Genomic DNA, 16,044 nt, shown 5'->3' with positions numbered 1-16,044 from the left:
TTTCCACCACTGTCACCACTCTAAACCCTTTCGATGATCTTTTCGCCAAACAGCCCCTGCGGCCGGAAGAGCAGAACGATCAGCGCCAGCACGAAGGCGAACCACGTCTCGGTATTGCCGCCCAGCAGCGGCTGGCCCCAGTAGATCTCGAACACCTTTTCCAGGATACCGATCATCAGCCCGCCGATGATCGCACCGGTGATCGACTCGAGCCCGCCCAGCATCAGCACCGGCAGCGCCTTGTAGGCGATCACCTCGAGCGCAAAGCTCACCCCGGCGCGCGCGCCCCAGGCGATGCCGGTGACCAGCGCGATGATCCCGGCGATGAACCACACCAGCACCCAGATCGTCTGCAGGCTGATGCCCACCGACAACGCCGCTTGATGATCGTCCCCCAGCGCCCGGATCGCCCGGCCCATGCGCGTCTTGTTGAGAAACAGCAGCAGCGCCACCACCAGCAGCGCCGCGACCACGACGGCGGTGATGTCCTTCTGCTCCAGGATCAGCAGCCCACCCCAGGGTTCCAGCACGACCGAGTCGGTGGGAATGCCCAGTTCCTCGGTGATCATCACCTTGTTTTCGCCGCCGAAAATGATCTCACCGAACCCGATCAGGAAGAGCGTGATCCCGATGGTGGCCATGAAAAGGATGATATCGGGCTGCCCGACCAGCGGGCGCAGCACCACCCGTTCGATGGCCACCGCCAGGATGAACATCACCACAAGCGTCAGCGCCACGCTGACCCAGGCAGGCACCCCCATGGCGTGCAGCCCCACCAGCGTGAGCGCGGCGAAGACCACCATGATACCTTGGGCAAAGTTGAAGATGCGGGAGGAGCGGAAGATCAGCACGAACCCGAGCGCGATCAGCGCATACAGGATGCCCGAAACCAGCCCTTCCCACAGCACCTGCAACAGGAAATCCGGCGCCTCGACCATATCCACGAAGGGATTGATGAAGATGTCTTTCAGCATGTCTGCCCCTCGTTCTGGCTGCTGCCCTGGATGAAATGTCTCAATGCGCCACCCCCAGATAAGCGTCGATCACGTCCTGGTTGCTGCGCACCTCGTCAGGTGTACCGTCGCCGATCTTCTTGCCGTAATCCATCACGACCACGCGGTCAGAGATGTCCATGACCACGCCCATATCGTGCTCGATCAGTGCGATAGTGGTTCCGAATTCGTCGTTCACGTCGAGGATGAACCGGCTCATGTCCTCTTTTTCTTCGACGTTCATGCCCGCCATCGGTTCGTCCAATAGCAACAGCGACGGCTCTGCGGCCAGGGCGCGGGCCAGTTCCACCCGTTTTTTCAGACCGTACGGCAGCCGCCCTACCGGCGTCTTGCGGATGTTCTGGATTTCCAGAAAGTCGATCACCTTTTCAACCACTTCGCGGTTCTCGATCTCTTCGTTGCGGGCCTTGCCCCACCATAGCGCCTGCGCCGCGATGCCTGCGTGCATATGCGTCAGCCGCCCGGTCATGACATTGTCGAGCACGGTCATCCCCTCGAAGAGCGCGATGTTCTGGAAGGTCCGCGCCACGCCCAGCCGCGCCACTTCGTAGGGCTTCATCGGTGGGCGCTTTTCGCCCTTGTACCAGACCTCGCCCTCGGACGGGGTGTAGAAGCCCGAAATAACGTTGAGCATACTCGACTTGCCCGCGCCGTTGGGGCCGATGATGGCGCGGATCTCGCCTTCGTGGATGTCGAAACTGATATCCTCGATCGCCGTCACACCGCCGAATTTCAGCGTGATGCCCTTCATCTCCATCAGCGTGCCGCCGATCTGGCGCCCGTCGGCGGTGTCGTAGCCTTCGGCATTGTCACGCATGTCGGTATCCTTCCCCGCACACAGCTTTGCGACTGACATCGAACCAATCCGGATCTCCCAGCGGTTTTGACCCGAAAACCTTGGAGAAGGCGTACATCCAGTAATCCAGCTGCGAGACAGTCAGTTCCTTTCCTTGAATTTCTGCTTTGTCAGGAAATTCTGCCAACTTCTGGTACAGCCCTTCGCGAAAACGCTGATATTGCCTCGCGGACAGGGAAACGCTTTTCGCCGCGCGGTTCTCTTTTTCATGGGGATTCACCAGGACGCAATAGACCCGCCAAGCGTGACGGTCGATCACCGGAAAGGTTCGCGGGCAGTAACCCCAACTCAACAAGGCCGAAGAAAGTGAGACTCCTAGCCCCGGTTCTCCACATAATACACTCACCGCACCCTCATGGTCGTTACGTTTGGCAAGCGCGAAACTGGCCTCGGTTGTTTTCTTGATATGACCAGAGGCGCTGGCCAGTATATTCGGGATCGCTTGACCGGGCAATTTGGCCTCCAAGACAATCTTAAATTCGGCCGGCGATACAGGATCGCCATAGTTATTGCGCCCAACAGCTTTGAGCGCGCTATTCACGGTGTCCGGATGCGATTTGCCCGGAAAAGCGCTTACCAACCAAGGCATGCGCTCTACTAAATCCCGAAGCGACAGATCCGTCATTCCGCCGCCATCTTCTTGGGTTCGACCGGCACGACCTTGGCGTCGCGGATCTCCAGCGTCGCCTTGATCTTGCCCTTGCGGCCATCCTCATAGGTCACTTCGGTTTCGGTGTAGACCGAGGTCGACCCGTCGTACAAAGCCTCGACCAGATCGTCGAACTTCTCTCCGATGATCTTGCGGCGCACCTTGCGGGTGCGGGTCAGTTCGCCGTCATCGGCATCCAGTTCCTTATGCAGCACCAGAAACCGGTGGATCTGGCAGGCCGACAGCATTTCGTCCTGCGCGACGCTGACGTTGGTTTCCTCCACATGGCTCTGGATCATCTCCAGCACGCGCGGATGCCCCGCCAGCTCTTGATACGATGCATAGGCGATGTTGTTGCGCTCGGCCCAGTTGCCCACCGCCGTGAGGTCGATGTTGATGAAGGCGCAGCACTTTTCGCGCCCCGCTCCGAACACCACGACCTCAAGGATGTTGGGATAGAACTTGAGCTTGTTTTCCACGTATTTCGGCGCGAAGAGCGCGCCATTGGCCATGTTGCCCACGTCCTTGGCGCGGTCGATGATCCGCAGATGACCGGTGTCTTCCTCGATGAATCCGGCATCGCCGGTGGCGACCCAGCCTTCAGGGTCCTTGGTGTCGGCGGTGCTTTCGGGGTTCTTGTAGTATTCCACGAACACGCCGGGCGAGCGAAAATAGACCTCGCCGTTCTCCGCCACCTTGATCTCGACCCCCGTGCACGGCACCCCCACGGTGTCCGAGCGGACCTCCCCGTCGGGCTGCTGGGTGATGAAGACCGACGCCTCGGTCTGGCCGTAAAGCTGTTTGAGGTTGATCCCCAGCGCCCGATAGAAATCGAAGATTTCCGGACCGATCGCCTCGCCCGCGGTATAGCCGACGCGGATGCGCGAAAATCCAAGCGCGTTCTTCAGCGGGCCGTAGACCATGAGCTCGCCCAGCTTGTATTTCAGCCGGTCCATCAGGCCGACATTCCGCCCGTCCAGGATATCCGGCCCCACCTTGCGGGCATGGGCCAGGAAATAGTGAAAGATCTTCTGCTTGAACCGGCCCGCATCCTCCATCCGGATCATGATGTTGGTCAGCTGCGTCTCGAACACCCGGGGCGGCGCGAAGTAATAGGTCGGCGCGATCTCACGCAGATCGGTCATCATCGTCTCGGGGCTTTCGGGACAATTCACGCAGAACCCGGTCCAATAGGCCTGGCCGATGGAAAAGATGAAATCCCCCACCCAGGCCATCGGCATGTAGGCCAGCACCTCGTCGCCGACACCCAGATGGTCGAATTCGGACGAGGATTTGGCCGTCTCGATGATGTTGCGGTTGGACAGGACCACGCCCTTGGGCTTGCCGGTCGTGCCCGAGGTATAGAGCATGATGCAGGTGTCGTCGTAGCCCAGCCCCGACCGCCGCCGGTCAAGTTCGGCCCCCAGCCGGTCGCGCGCCGCGCGGCCCTTGTCCTGCACCTTGCGATAATCGTGCAGCTTGGTGTGATCGTATTTGCGCAGGCCGCGCGGATCAAGATAGATCATCTCCTCGAAATCCGGCAAACGGTCCTGAATCTCGATCACCTTGTCGACCTGTTCCTGGTCGGCGACCACCGCCATGCGTGCGCCGCAATGGCCCAGCACGTATTCCATCTCTTCCGCGACCGCGTCCTGATAGAGCGGGACGGGCTTGGCACCCACCATCTGCGCCGCCACCAGCGCCCAGTAAAGATACGGCCGGTTGCGCCCGATGACGGCGATGAAGTCGCCCTCGGCCACGCCCATCTCCAGCAGACCCAGCGCCAGCGCCTCGATCTCCTGCTCGGCCTCGGCCCAGGTCCAGTTCTGCCAGATGCCGAGCTCTTTTTCACGGTACGCCGGTGCCTGCGCATGCTGCGTGGCATTTCGGCGCAAGAGCGCGGGAATGGAGCGCAAACCCTCTGCGCCCTCGGACTGAAAAGCCAAACCTATTCCTCCCAAATGTCCTTTTCGCGGACACCTTCGGCCATCGCCCGTCTAGGACCCAACCGTTTCAGAGGATACTTGCGCGGATCGCGCCGCAGCGCAAGTCATAGGCGTGCGAGGTCACCCAAGCGGAGCGGTTTCGTCCAGCAAAGCCCGCAACTCGGCCTGCATCGCCGCGACATCGTCGCGGTAGCGGCCAGCGGGCAACGCCTCTTCGGCCTCGGCCAATGCCTCCAGTACATGCTCCTCGCCGTCGCGGATATTGTCCAGGACGTCGTCGTCGATCTCGTCGAAAAGGGCGCGCACCGACACAACCGCCTTGTTGACGGTCGACATCAGCCCGCCCTCGCGGTCCGGCTCTCCCCCCAGCGCAGCCATCGCCGACGCAAGCCGGTCGGCATGTTGGTGATGCAGTTCGCGGAACCTGAGCGGTACGCTGCGGAAATCCGGTTCGGCCTTGTCGGTCATCGTCTCAAAGCCTGCATGCGCATCGACGGTGCGCGACAGCGCGTCCTGCAGGGCATCCAGTTGCGCCTGGCTGGCGCGGGGCGGATGGGCGGTCGGGTTTTCGGTGGTCATGGCGGTGTCTCCGGGGGCCGGACTGGCCCGCCGATCCAACGTCGCCACCCGGGGCGCTGTTCCCGCCCCTGCGCCAGACGCGCGCTTTCCCGCCAGCGACTGACTGCCCGGACCTCAGCCCAGCATGTTGCGGATCATCGGCAGCACCGTCACCGCGACGACCCCCACCAGGACACCCGCGCCAAAGCGCAGCGGCGCGCGCCCCAGCTTCGGCCCTGCCAGCGACAGGAGGCCGCAAACGCATCCGTAGAAAACCAGCCCGACAAGGTCCATCGTGCGCTCTCCTTTGTTGCGATGCAGCCTAGGACGACCTGCGCGCTGCGGGCAAGCCCTACCCCGTCAGCGCCGAGGCCGCCCGTGCCAGTACGCGCAGGCCGGTCACCAGGTCGGGCTCTGCCGTGTCCTCGGCGAAATCATGACTGATGCCGCCGATCGACGGCACGAAGAGCATCGCCACCGGCATCAGCCGCGCCACATTGGTTGCGTCGTGCAGCGCCCCCGATGGCATGCGCCGCCAGCCGCCCGGCACCTCGGCCTCGGCACCGGCCTCCAGCGCGCCGCGCAGCCGCGCGTCCATCGCCACCGGTTCAAGCCCCAGCAGCGGCCCGAAGCCCAGTTCCAGACCCATTTCGCCTGCGACCTCGGCGGCGGTCTCGCGAATGATCGCCTCCATCCGGTCCAGCCGCGCGGTGTCGCCATCGCGCCATTGCATCGAAAACACCGCCCGGCCCGGCACGATGCTGGATGCGTTGGGATGCAGGCTGACATGGCCGATGGTCCAGACCGTCGCGGGTGTCACAACGTTGCGGAACCGGTCGTTGATCCGATGCGAAAACGCCGCCATCCCCTGAAAGGCATCGCGCCGCAGCGCCATCGGCGTGGTGCCGGCGTGGTTCTGCTGGCCGGTCAGGGTGATCTTCATGTCGCGAATGCCGACGATGGCCTCGACCACGCCGATCTTGTCGCCACTGCTGTCCAGCACCGGCCCCTGTTCGATGTGCATTTCCAGAAACCCGGTGAACTGCGCGGGAGTCACGAAATCGCCCGCCCGCGCCGCCATCCGCGCGCGTGCGGCGGCAAAGGTCTCGCCGCCCGCGTCCGTCAGCGTATCGGCTTCGGCCAGCGCCTGGTTGCCACCCCAGATGGAACTGCCGGTGGTCACCCCGAACCGGCCCTCCTCATCCTGGAAGGACACGACCGACAGCGGCGGCCCGCCCGCCTCTTTCGCGGCGCGCGCGACCTCGAGCGCGGCGATCACACCCAGCGCGCCATCGAGCCATCCACCCTCGGGCTGGCTGTCGGAATGCGAGCCCAACAGCAGCGACGGCCCTTCGGCCAGTCCGAAGAGCGAGCCAACCGGGTCAAAGGCAGGCATGAGCCCTGCCTCGGCCATCCGCCCCGCGAGCCAGTCGCGCGCCGCGATATCCGCCTCCGAAAATGCCGGTCGCACCACGCCCTTGCCCACGCCGCTGGCCCCGAAGCTGCGCAGATGATGCAAATCGTCCAGAAAACGCTGAGGGTCGACGGGGATCATGGCAGCCTCCTGTGATGCTGCGCCCCATCAGACACCGCCCCGTGGCCGAGGTCAAACAGCCGCGCGTGACCTGCCCCTTCCTTCGGTTTTCAATCACCCTCGGGGAGCGCGAGGGATCGTTCATTTTCCGCCATTGGTCCGAGGACAATGGACGATGCCCCTCGCTCCCGCCGCCAAAGCCGCCGCGGCGCCCGCCTATTCCGCCGCGACCTGATCGTCTTCGGTGACCCGTTCGACCCGCACCGCGGAAAACTTGAACTCGGGGATCTTGCCCCAGGGGTCCAGCGCCGGGTTGGTCAGGATGTTGGCCGCCGCCTCTACATAGGCGAAGGGCAGGAACACCATGTCGGGCGCCACCGCGCGGTCGGCACGGGCCATGATCTCGAGCGATCCGCGCCGCGTGGTCAGGCGCAGCATGTCGCCCGGCTCCATCCCCAGCTGCCGGAGGGTGCTGGGATGCAGCGAACAGTTCGCCTCGGGCTCTACCGCGTCCAGAACCGTGGCGCGGCGGGTCATCGACCCGGTGTGCCAGTGCTCAAGCTGCCGCCCGGTGGTCAGGATCATCGGGAACTTGTCATCGGGCATTTCGGCGGGCGGGGTGACGCGCGCGGGGGTGAACTGCGCCCGGCCCGCCCGGCGCGGAAAGCCGTCGCCAAAGACCACAGCCTGCCCCGGATCCTCGGGCCCCTTGCAGGGATAGGTCACGCCGCCTTCGTTCTTCAGCCGCGTCCAGGTGATATGGTGCAGCGACCGCATCGACATCTTCATCTCGTCAAAGACCTCGCGCGGGTGATCGTAATCCCAGTCCAGCCCGATCCGGCGGGCCAGATCGACGACGATCTTCCAGTCCTCGCGCGCCTCTCCGGGCGGCGGCAGGACCTGGTGAACCATCTGCACCGTGCGGTTGGTGTTGGTCACCGTGCCGGTCTTTTCCGGCAAGGCCGAGGCGGGCAGGATCACATCCGCGTACATCGCGGTTTCGGTCAGGAAAATGTCCTGCACCACGAGGTGATCGAGATGCGCCAGCGCCTTGCGCGCGTGTTCGACATCCGGGTCCGACATCGCCGGATTTTCACCCAGCACGTACATCCCCTTGATCGATCCGCGATAAACGCGGTCCATGATCTCGACCACCGTAAGGCCGGGTTTGTCCTGAATCTCCGTGCCCTGCCAGATGTGCCGGAAAAGCTCGCGTACCGACCCGTCGGTGACCGACTGGTAATCCGGCATCACATGCGGAATGAGCCCGGCATCTGATGCGCCCTGAACGTTGTTCTGTCCGCGCAGGGGGTGCAGGCCGGTGCCCGGCCTCCCGACATGGCCGCACAGCAGCGCAAGGCTGATCAGGCAGCGCGAATTGTCGGTGCCATGGATGTGCTGGCTGATGCCCATGCCCCAGAAGATCATGCCGCGCTGCGCACCTGCGAATTCGCGCGCAACTTCGCGGATCATCTCGGCGCTGATGCCGCACAGCTCGGACATCCGCTCGGGCGTGAAGGCACGGATATGTTCGCGGAATTCGAAAAAGCCTTCGGTGAAGCCTTCGATATACTGCCGGTCGTAGAGCTTTTCCTCGACGATCACGTTCATGATCGCGTTGAGCAGCGCGACGTCCGTGCCGGGGCGAAACTGCAGCATGTGGGTGGCGTGGCGCTTGAGCCCGGTCTGCCGCCGCGGGTCGATCACGATCAGCTTGCCGCCGCGTTTCGCGAACTGCTTGAAATAGGTGGCGGCGACGGGGTGGTTCTCGGTCGGGTTGGCACCGATCACGATGGCCACGTCGGCATTCTCGATCTCGTTGAAGCTGGCCGTGACCGCGCCCGAACCCACGTTTTCCTGCAGCGCCGCAACCGACGAGGCATGGCAAAGCCGCGTGCAGTGATCGACATTGTTGTGCTTGAAGCCCTGGCGGATCAGCTTCTGGAAGAGATACGCCTCTTCGTTGGTGCACTTGGCCGAACCGAAGCCGGCAATCGCCTCTCCACCGTAGTACGACCGCAGGTCGACCATGCCGCGGGCGGCGAAATCCAGCGCCTCTTCCCAGCTGGCTTCGCGGAAATGCGCGCCGATGTTGTCCAGATCGACGTTGAGCCCCTTTTCGGGCGCGTCCTCGCGGCGGATCAGCGGCTTCAACAGCCGGTGCGGGTGGTGGATGTAGTCAAAGCCGAACCGACCCTTGACGCACAGGCGCCCTTCGTTCGACGGGCCGTTGATGCCCTCGACCGACTTGACCTTGCCATCCTTGATCTTGACCGAGACCTGGCAGCCGACGCCGCAGAACGGGCAGACCGATTTCTGCTCTGAATCGAAATCCTTGCTGTCGCCGACCTGATCGGCGTTCACGACCGATGCCGGCATCAGCGCGCCGGTGGGGCAGGCCTGGACGCATTCGCCGCAGGCCACGCAGGTCGACTCGCCCATCGGATCGTCCAGATCGAAAACCGGATAGGCGTCGTGCCCGCGCCCGGCCATGCCGATCACGTCGTTGACCTGCACCTCGCGGCAGGCGCGCACGCACAGGCCGCACTGGATGCAGGCGTCAAGGTTCACCTTCATCGCGATATGGCTGTCGTCGAGCAGCGGGATACGCTCCGCCTCGAGCGTCGGCAGCCGCGATTCGGTGACGCCGTTGGCCTCGGCCATGTCCCACAGGTGGCTCGACTTGTCGTGCGCCACATCGCGTTCGGGATGATCGGCCAGCAGCATCTCGACGACCATCTTGCGCGCGGTCTTGGCGCGGGCCGACTGGCTGACCACAACCATGCCGTCCTGGGGTTCGCGGATGCAGGACGCGGCCAGCGTACGCTCGCCCTCGATCTCGACCATGCAGGCGCGGCAATTGCCGTCGGGGCGGTAGCCCGGCTGCGGCTTGTGGCAGAGATGCGGAATGACCAGACCGCGCCCGTTGGCCACCTCCCAGATGGTCTCGCCCTTGCGGGCCTCGACCTCTTCGCCGTCGAGCGTAAAGCGGATGATGTCGGACATGGCTGCGCCTCCTGATGACTTGCGCCTCTTCTACACTTGCGCAGGCTGGCCCGGGGGCGTCAATTCCGACTCCTTGCCTAGAAATTGCGCCCTGAGGTTTCCGATGCGCGACGGCGCCACCGGTTTGCGCGCGGTCTTCAGGAATCAGCGGGGGCGGGCCACCGTCGATGGCCCGCCCCCGCGATTGATCCCGGCTTGCGCCCCTTGTGGCGCGATCAGATGTTGCCGCGCGACATTTCGGACGCGATGTGATCGGCCTGCCGGATCGCCAGCGCCACGATGGTCAGCGTCGGATTTTCCGCGGCCCCGGTCGTGAACTGCGAGCCATCCGAGACAAAGAGGTTCGGCACGTCGTGGCTTTGCCCCCAGCGGTTGACCACGCCGTCGCGCGGATTTTCGGACATCCGGTTTGTGCCCAGGTTGTGCGTTGACGGGTAGGGCGGCGTCGGCATCGACCGGGTGGCCCCCACCGCGTCGTACATCGCCATGCCCTGCTTGTAGGCATGATCGCGCATCGCCTTGTCGTTGGGGTGATCCGAATAATGCACATTCGCCACCGGCAGGCCGAACTGGTCCTTCACCTCCATGTTCAGCGTCACGCGGTTGGTTTCCTGCGGCATGTCCTCGCCCACGATCCACATGCCGGCCATGTTCTCGTAGTGATCCAGCGCGGTGGTGAATTCGCGGCCCCAGGCGCCGGGGTCGAGGAAGGCGGCCATGAACGGCAGACCCAGGCTCAGCGTCTCAAGCTCGTAGCCGCCGACGAAGCCACGGCTGGGATCATGCCGCGCCTCGTCCTGAACGATGCCCGCCATGGTGGTGCCGCGCCACATCTTCACCGGCTTGTCGAAGATCGCGTAGACCGACCCGGTCAGGTGCCGCATGTAGTTGCGCCCGACCTGTCCCGAGGAATTGCCAAGACCATCGGGGAACATGCTCGAGGCGGAGTTGAGCAGCAGCCGGGGCGATTCGAACGAGTTGCCCGCGACGGCCACGATCCGCGCCTTCTGCATCTGCAGGTTGCCGTCTGCGTCGAAATATTCGACGCCCGTGACCTTGCCTTCGTCATTGTGCAGGATGCGCGCGGCATGGGCCTTTTGACGCACCTCGAGGTTGCCGGTCGCCTCGCCGCGCGGAATGTCGGTATAGGCGGCGGACCACTTGGCACCCCACTTGCAGCCTTGGAAGCAGAACCCGGTCTGCTGGCAGGCCATGCGATCGTCGTAGTCGGACGAGTTGATCGCCATGCGCCCGGTATGCACCTCGCCGTACCCCAGCGCCTTGGCCCCCGCCTCGAACACCTTGAAGTTGTTGTTGCCCGGCAGGCCTGCGCGGTCGCCGGTGCGGGTCACGCCCAGCTTGGTTTCGGCCTTTTCGTACCAGGGCGCCATTTCGGCGGCGTCGATGGGCCAGTCGAGCAGGTTCGCGCCCTGCACGTCGCCATAGTTGGTCTTGGCCTTCCACTCATGCTCCTGAAACCGGAGGGACGCGCCCGCCCAGTGGGTGGTGGTGCCGCCGACGGCCTTGACGATCCAGGCGGGCAAGCCGCTGAAATCCTTGGCCACGCGCCAGTCGCCCGACGTGGTGCGCGGGTCGAGCCAGGCCAGCTGGCCAAAGCTTTCCCATTCGTCGTTGATGTAATCCTCGGGCAGGTACCGCCCGCCCGCTTCCAGCGCCACGACGCTCACGCCCTTTTGCGCCAGTTCGTTGGCCAACACACCGCCGCCTGCGCCCGTGCCGATGATGACGACCACGGAGTCGTCGTTGAGATCAAATGGTGCAGCCATTCGATTATCCTCCCTTAGCCCGGATCAGATCCAGGAAATGTCGTCAAAACCGCGATCGATGTAGCCGCCCAGCGAATAGGACTCGCCCTCGTAGCCGAAGATCGGCCAGACCGCCTTCTGGTTATAAAGCCCGGTCACCAGCCCGCCGCGGATGGTCTGGAAGAACTCGCTGTCCTCCATCCCGCGCAGCAGGTCGATGCGGTCACGCTCCCACAGCACGTCCAGATAGCGGCCATAGCCCTTGCCGCGCGCGGCGGCGTTCAGCGCCTCGATGCCTGCCTCCACGAAATCCACGCGCTGCGGGTCGTCGTAGCCCTTGACCGCGACGACGTAGTTTTCGTCCGGCACCTGGTCGTGCGGGTAGATGTCCCGCGCCATCTGAACGAGCGTCGCCATCGTGTCGGGCTTGAGCGCGTTCATCTCGGTCGCCCAGGCGGCGTCCTTCGCCGTCAGGTAACCGGCACCGACGACAAAGCTGGTGCCGGCGGTCACGCCGCGCGACAGCAGCTCGCGCCGCGTCATCCCGCGGGGGGTTTGGGTCTTGGTCATGGTTGGTGTCCTCCCTGTCTGACCAATGCGTCCGGGGCGCGCGGGCTCCTCCTCCCGCGCGCCCTGCTCACTTGAAGCGGCCGGACCGTTCCAGCACTTCGATCTGGTAGCCGTCCGGGTCGGCCACGAAAAAGAACCGCCCCACCAGCGTGCCGCCGGGGGCGAATTCCACCAGTTTGCGGGGGTTGAGGCCCTCGGCCTCGAACCGGGCGTGTTCGGCGTCAAGATCCTCGACCGACACCGCGAAATGACCGTAGCCGTTGCCCCGGTCGTAAGGTTCAGTGGTGCCCTTGTTCACCGTCAGCTCAAGCTCGAAGTCGGATTCGGCATTGCTGAGGTAGACCAGGGTGAAATCGTCGAAATCGAGCCGGTCCGCGACCTCGAGCCCGAAGGCGGTCTTGTAGAAAGCGACAGACCGGTCTTCGTCGAGAACCCGGATCATGCTGTGGATGGCTTTGGCCATTGCCCCTCCAAATCGGTGAAGTTTCCTTACCGATTCAGATTAGGACGGGGGCCGTACCCTGCGGGTAGTAGGGGGATACTACAGGGCCGGGCAATCCGCGCCCCGGCCCACAGGGGCCTATTCGGCGGCGACGACCATGGGGGCCGCAGGCGCGGCCTTGGCCATGTGAATAAGGCAGGTGGTGCGCAGCAGGGAGGTGAAGTTTTCCGGCTCGCCGCGCAATTCCAGCACCTCGGAATGCAGCTTGGACAAAAAACAGGGGGTCGAGATGCCCTCGGCCTCGGCGATTTCGTCGAGCGTGGCCCAAAAGGCGTTTTCCAGGCGGATGCTGGTGCTTTGCCCGTTGATCCGCAACCTGCGGGTGGTCGATTTATACCGGGCCGGATCCTGTCCGGCAAAAACCTGACACATGGCACACTCCTTTGTGGAAAGTGGCGGCTGACCGCGTCGGGGCCAGGCAGGAAAGATAGCCGGGCGGCGGTGCGCGAGTCAAAACCGCAAGCCTCGGCCTACGACCAAAGCAGTATGGCCCCCGCTCACTTTCCCGCGATGCAACGCGGCTGATACCCCCCTTTCCCCGGCGGTCCGACCGGCCTATGAGGGCGCGAAAAGGAGCCGCCGATGTCCCACGTCACCATGGTCCGCCACGGGCAGGCCAACAGCAGCGCCCGGGATGAAACCGGGTATGACCGGCTTAGCCCGCTGGGGCATGAGCAGGCGCGCTGGCTGGGGCACTATCTGCGCGACACCGGCGATGTCTTTGCCCGCGTCTATTGCGGCACGCTCAGGCGACATATGGAAACCGCCGCCGGGATCGACGCGCCCTGCGCGCAGGCGGTGGTCCGCGACCCGCGGCTGAACGAGCTGTCGTATTTCGACATGGCGCGGCTGGTGGAGGACCAGCACGGCTTGCCGATCCCCACCGACCGCGAAGGCTTCGTGCATCACCTGCCGCGGCTCTTCACCCTGTGGCGCGACGGGGCCATCGACGGCGCGCCGGAAAGCTTTGCCGCGTTCGAGGCGCGCGTTTCCGACGTGCTGCACGAACTGGCCGCCGGGCGGGGCCGGGCGCTGGTCGTGACCTCGGGCGGGGTGATCGCCATGGCGATGCGGGTGGCGATGTCCCTGGACATTCCGGCGCTGGCGCATGCGAGCCTGGCGATCCGCAACACCTCTCTGCACCGGTTCCAGCCGCTGGCCACGGGCCTCGCGCTCACGCAATTCAACGCCACACCGCATCTCGACCTGCCGGACCGCCACCATGCCCAGACCCATATTTGACCCCTCTTTCCCTGCCGCGGCGCCTGCGCTAGCGTGGCCGCAACGACGGGGGATCACATGACACATCTGTGGGTGCGCGCCGAACAGCGCCCGAACGAAGAACGCGTTGGCATCACGCCCGACGGCGTGCGCGCGCTGATCGCCAAGGGCTTTGCCGTGACGGTCGAAGAGAGCGGCACCCGCGCCATCCCGATCGACGGCTACCGCGCCGCAGGTGCGCAGATCGCCGCCGCGGAAAGCTGGCCCGACGCGCCGCGGGACGCGATCATCTTCGGCCTAAAGGAACTGCCCGAGGATGGCACGCCGCTGGTGCACCGCCACATCATGTTCGGCCATGCCTACAAGGGCCAGCCCGCCGGGCAACGCCTGCTGGCACGGTTCAGGGCAGGCGGCGGCACGCTCTACGATCTGGAATACCTCACCGACCAGGATGGCCGCCGCGTCGCCGCCTTTGGCTACTGGGCGGGCTATGCCGGTGCGGCTGTGGCGCTGAAATGCTGGATCGCGCAGCAGCAGGGCGGCGTTTGCGGGCCGGTGTCGACCTACCCCAGCTCCTCGGCCTTGCTGGCCGATCTGCAGACCCAACTTGTGGGCCTGGGCACGCATCGCCCGCGCGCAATGGTGATCGGCGCGCTGGGGCGTGTGGGCACCGGGGCGACGGACCTTTGCACCGCGATGGGGGTCGCCGTCACGCAGTGGGACATGGCGGAAACCGCCCATGGCGGCCCCTTCCCCGAGGTGCTGGAGCACGAGATTTTCCTCAACTGCATCCTGGCGCGGCCCGGCACGCCGGTCTTCGTGCCCGCCAGCGCAACCGATGCGCCCCGCGCACTGTGCGTCATCGGCGATATCGCCTGCGACCCGGACAGCGATTTTTCGCCCGTCAAGGTCTATGACCGCACCACCGACTGGGCCGCCCCGGCACTGCGCGTGCATGACACACCGCCGCTGGATGTGACGGCCATCGACAACCTGCCGTCGCTGCTGCCGGTGGAATCCTCGGAAGACTACGCCGCCCAGCTGCTGCCGTCGCTTCTGACGCTGGACACGCTGGACACCGGCGTCTGGGGCCGGGCAAAAACACATTTCAACGACCACATCGGGAAGGCACAGACATGACAATTCACTGGTGCGGCACCGGGCTTTCTGCGGTGCCCGGCCTGCGGCGGCTGATCGGCGAAGGGCACGAGGTCACGGTCTGGAACCGGACGCTCGACAAGGCCGAGGATGCGGTCGGCGACCTGACCCAGCGCCTGCATGAATTCGAGATGGAGGCGCTGTCTGCCGAGGTTCAGCAGGGCGATGTCATCGTGTCGATGCTGCCCGCGGATTTCCACGTTTCGCTGGCTGAGCTTGCGATTTCCAAGGGCGCGCATTTCGTCAGTTCGTCCTACATCTCGCCCGAGATGCGGTCGCTGCATGCGCGCGCGCAGCTGAAAGGTCTGTGCCTGGTGAACGAGGTGGGGCTGGATCCGGGCATCGACCACCTGATGGCACATCACCTGGTGGCGAGCTACCGCAGTTCGGACGCCTACGCGGCCGGCAATGCGCTCTCGTTCACCTCCTACTGCGGCGGGCTGCCGAAACATCCCAACGCGTTTCGCTACAAGTTCAGCTGGGCGCCGGTGGGCGTGCTCAAGGCGCTGCGCTCGCCGTCCCGGTCGATCCGGCAGTTTTCCGAACTGAACGTGGCGCGGCCCTGGGATGCGCTGGGGCGGTATGATGCGCCGCTGCCCACCCCCGAAACGTTCGAGGTTTATCCCAACCGCGATTCCCTGCCCTTCATCGAAGAATATCATTTCGACCCGACCTGGAAGATCAAGGATTTCGTGCGCGGCACGCTGCGGCTCAATGGCTGGGCCGAGGCCTGGGCGGATGTCTTCCGCACCGTCGAGACGGCGGACGATGCCGAGTTGACGGCGCTGGCACAGTCCCTGCTGGCCGAGAATGCCTATGGCGAGGACGAGCCTGACCGGGTGGTCCTGTGCGTGTCGCTTCTGGCCGAGCACGAAGGCCGCGCGGTCTGGCACCAGACCTATGTGATGGATGCCTGGGGCGACGCGCGCGGATCGGCAATGGCGCGGCTGGTGTCGAACCCGGTGGCGCTGGCGGTCAACGCGGTCATGCTGCGCCAGATCCCGCCCGGCGTGTCAGCGGCCCCGTCGGACCCCAAGCTGGTGGAACCGTGGCTTGAGGAAGTCGGCACGCTGGCGCAGCATTTGATGGTGGTCGACCACCTGGCGTGACGGCGACACCCTTGTCGCGGTGACTGCTGGGGCCCTCCCCCGGCACGGCCCTTGCCGAATGTGTCGAAGTGGTTTGCCGCTTCGAGCCCATTTTGTCGATTACTGCAGTTTGTTTCAATGTCAGCTTTTCAGAAGGGCCTTGCTTTCCATGAGAAG

15 protein-coding genes are annotated in these 16,044 nt (G+C 64.6%); 3 read left to right on the top strand and 12 right to left on the bottom strand.

The window, feature by feature from the left end; genetic code table 11:
• Window positions 1-20: 20 nt before the first annotated feature.
• From ACOXXX_RS16425 to ACOXXX_RS16370, 12 genes are all read right to left on the bottom strand, one after another.
• The gene (locus tag ACOXXX_RS16425) at window positions 21-974 is read right to left on the bottom strand and encodes a branched-chain amino acid ABC transporter permease (protein WP_422827695.1); all 954 of its coding nucleotides are present in this window, start codon (window positions 972-974) and stop codon (window positions 21-23) included.
• Between the two features lie 40 nt (window positions 975-1,014).
• Window positions 1,015-1,830, bottom strand: a complete 816-nt coding sequence (locus ACOXXX_RS16420; protein WP_422827694.1) for an ABC transporter ATP-binding protein — start codon at window positions 1,828-1,830, stop codon at window positions 1,015-1,017.
• Window positions 1,823-2,494, bottom strand: a complete 672-nt coding sequence (locus ACOXXX_RS16415; RefSeq protein ID WP_422827693.1) for a hypothetical protein — start codon at window positions 2,492-2,494, stop codon at window positions 1,823-1,825. The genes ACOXXX_RS16420 and ACOXXX_RS16415 overlap by 8 nt, the downstream gene beginning before the upstream one ends.
• Entirely contained in the window at window positions 2,491-4,464 is a 1,974-nt protein-coding gene (locus tag ACOXXX_RS16410; RefSeq protein WP_422827692.1) for an AMP-binding protein, read from the bottom strand. Before ACOXXX_RS16410 ends, ACOXXX_RS16415 begins: the two co-directional genes overlap by 4 nt.
• Before the next feature lie 120 nt (window positions 4,465-4,584).
• On the bottom strand, window positions 4,585-5,043 hold the full coding sequence (locus ACOXXX_RS16405; protein WP_422827691.1) for a DUF2383 domain-containing protein: 459 nt from the start codon (window positions 5,041-5,043) through the stop codon (window positions 4,585-4,587).
• A gap of 114 nt (window positions 5,044-5,157) precedes the next feature.
• On the bottom strand, window positions 5,158-5,316 hold the full coding sequence (locus tag ACOXXX_RS16400) for a hypothetical protein (RefSeq protein ID WP_422827690.1): 159 nt from the start codon (window positions 5,314-5,316) through the stop codon (window positions 5,158-5,160).
• 58 nt (window positions 5,317-5,374) lie between these two features.
• Window positions 5,375-6,577 carry a Zn-dependent hydrolase gene (locus ACOXXX_RS16395; RefSeq protein WP_422827689.1) on the bottom strand — a complete coding sequence of 401 codons (1,203 nt, stop codon included), beginning with the start codon at window positions 6,575-6,577 and terminating at the stop codon, window positions 5,375-5,377.
• Between the two features lie 195 nt (window positions 6,578-6,772).
• The gene (fdhF, locus tag ACOXXX_RS16390; RefSeq protein WP_422827688.1) at window positions 6,773-9,562 is read right to left on the bottom strand and encodes a formate dehydrogenase subunit alpha; all 2,790 of its coding nucleotides are present in this window, start codon (window positions 9,560-9,562) and stop codon (window positions 6,773-6,775) included.
• Window positions 9,563-9,777: 215 nt separating this feature from the next.
• Complete coding sequence (locus ACOXXX_RS16385) at window positions 9,778-11,349, bottom strand: GMC family oxidoreductase (protein ID WP_422827687.1); 1,572 nt, start codon at window positions 11,347-11,349, stop codon at window positions 9,778-9,780.
• Window positions 11,350-11,373: 24 nt separating this feature from the next.
• Entirely contained in the window at window positions 11,374-11,898 is a 525-nt protein-coding gene (locus ACOXXX_RS16380) for a Twin-arginine translocation pathway signal (RefSeq protein WP_422827686.1), read from the bottom strand.
• 67 nt (window positions 11,899-11,965) lie between these two features.
• Window positions 11,966-12,361: a VOC family protein gene (locus ACOXXX_RS16375; protein ID WP_422827685.1), complete on the bottom strand. Its 396-nt coding sequence runs from the start codon at window positions 12,359-12,361 to the stop codon at window positions 11,966-11,968.
• A gap of 117 nt (window positions 12,362-12,478) precedes the next feature.
• Window positions 12,479-12,772 carry a ribbon-helix-helix domain-containing protein gene (locus ACOXXX_RS16370; RefSeq protein WP_422827684.1) on the bottom strand — a complete coding sequence of 98 codons (294 nt, stop codon included), beginning with the start codon at window positions 12,770-12,772 and terminating at the stop codon, window positions 12,479-12,481.
• Window positions 12,773-12,982: 210 nt separating this feature from the next.
• Here ACOXXX_RS16370 and ACOXXX_RS16365 point away from each other — a divergent pair, with 210 nt between their 5' ends.
• The 3 genes from ACOXXX_RS16365 to ACOXXX_RS16355 are packed head-to-tail and all read left to right on the top strand — an operon-like array spanning window position 12,983 to window position 15,888.
• On the top strand, window positions 12,983-13,642 hold the full coding sequence (locus tag ACOXXX_RS16365; protein ID WP_422827683.1) for a histidine phosphatase family protein: 660 nt from the start codon (window positions 12,983-12,985) through the stop codon (window positions 13,640-13,642).
• Window positions 13,643-13,699: 57 nt separating this feature from the next.
• Window positions 13,700-14,761: a saccharopine dehydrogenase gene (locus ACOXXX_RS16360; RefSeq protein WP_422827682.1), complete on the top strand. Its 1,062-nt coding sequence runs from the start codon at window positions 13,700-13,702 to the stop codon at window positions 14,759-14,761.
• Complete coding sequence (locus ACOXXX_RS16355) at window positions 14,758-15,888, top strand: saccharopine dehydrogenase family protein (protein ID WP_422827681.1); 1,131 nt, start codon at window positions 14,758-14,760, stop codon at window positions 15,886-15,888. Before ACOXXX_RS16360 ends, ACOXXX_RS16355 begins: the two co-directional genes overlap by 4 nt.
• Window positions 15,889-16,044: the final 156 nt, after the last annotated feature.

The sequence above is a fragment of the Thalassococcus sp. BH17M4-6 genome, assembly GCF_049323015.1.
Lineage (GTDB): Bacteria > Pseudomonadota > Alphaproteobacteria > Rhodobacterales > Rhodobacteraceae > Puniceibacterium.
This window is presented reverse-complemented; position numbering and strand designations above follow the sequence as displayed.

Bases quoted from the DNA above. Each gene is read 5' to 3' on its own strand.
- ACOXXX_RS16425 (WP_422827695.1), bottom strand. From the start codon at position 974: ATGCTGAAAGACATCTTCATCAATCCCTTCGTGGATATGGTCGAGGCG.
- ACOXXX_RS16420 (WP_422827694.1), bottom strand. From the start codon at position 1,830: ATGCGTGACAATGCCGAAGGCTACGACACCGCCGACGGGCGCCAGATC.
- ACOXXX_RS16415 (WP_422827693.1), bottom strand. From the start codon at position 2,494: ATGACGGATCTGTCGCTTCGGGATTTAGTAGAGCGCATGCCTTGGTTG.
- ACOXXX_RS16405 (WP_422827691.1), bottom strand. From the start codon at position 5,043: ATGACCACCGAAAACCCGACCGCCCATCCGCCCCGCGCCAGCCAGGCG.
- ACOXXX_RS16400 (WP_422827690.1), bottom strand. From the start codon at position 5,316: ATGGACCTTGTCGGGCTGGTTTTCTACGGATGCGTTTGCGGCCTCCTG.
- ACOXXX_RS16395 (WP_422827689.1), bottom strand. From the start codon at position 6,577: ATGATCCCCGTCGACCCTCAGCGTTTTCTGGACGATTTGCATCATCTG.
- fdhF (WP_422827688.1), bottom strand. From the start codon at position 9,562: ATGTCCGACATCATCCGCTTTACGCTCGACGGCGAAGAGGTCGAGGCC.
- ACOXXX_RS16385 (WP_422827687.1), bottom strand. From the start codon at position 11,349: ATGGCTGCACCATTTGATCTCAACGACGACTCCGTGGTCGTCATCATC.
- ACOXXX_RS16380 (WP_422827686.1), bottom strand. From the start codon at position 11,898: ATGACCAAGACCCAAACCCCCCGCGGGATGACGCGGCGCGAGCTGCTG.
- ACOXXX_RS16375 (WP_422827685.1), bottom strand. From the start codon at position 12,361: ATGGCCAAAGCCATCCACAGCATGATCCGGGTTCTCGACGAAGACCGG.
- ACOXXX_RS16370 (WP_422827684.1), bottom strand. From the start codon at position 12,772: ATGTGTCAGGTTTTTGCCGGACAGGATCCGGCCCGGTATAAATCGACC.
- ACOXXX_RS16365 (WP_422827683.1), top strand. From the start codon at position 12,983: ATGTCCCACGTCACCATGGTCCGCCACGGGCAGGCCAACAGCAGCGCC.
- ACOXXX_RS16360 (WP_422827682.1), top strand. From the start codon at position 13,700: ATGACACATCTGTGGGTGCGCGCCGAACAGCGCCCGAACGAAGAACGC.
- ACOXXX_RS16355 (WP_422827681.1), top strand. From the start codon at position 14,758: ATGACAATTCACTGGTGCGGCACCGGGCTTTCTGCGGTGCCCGGCCTG.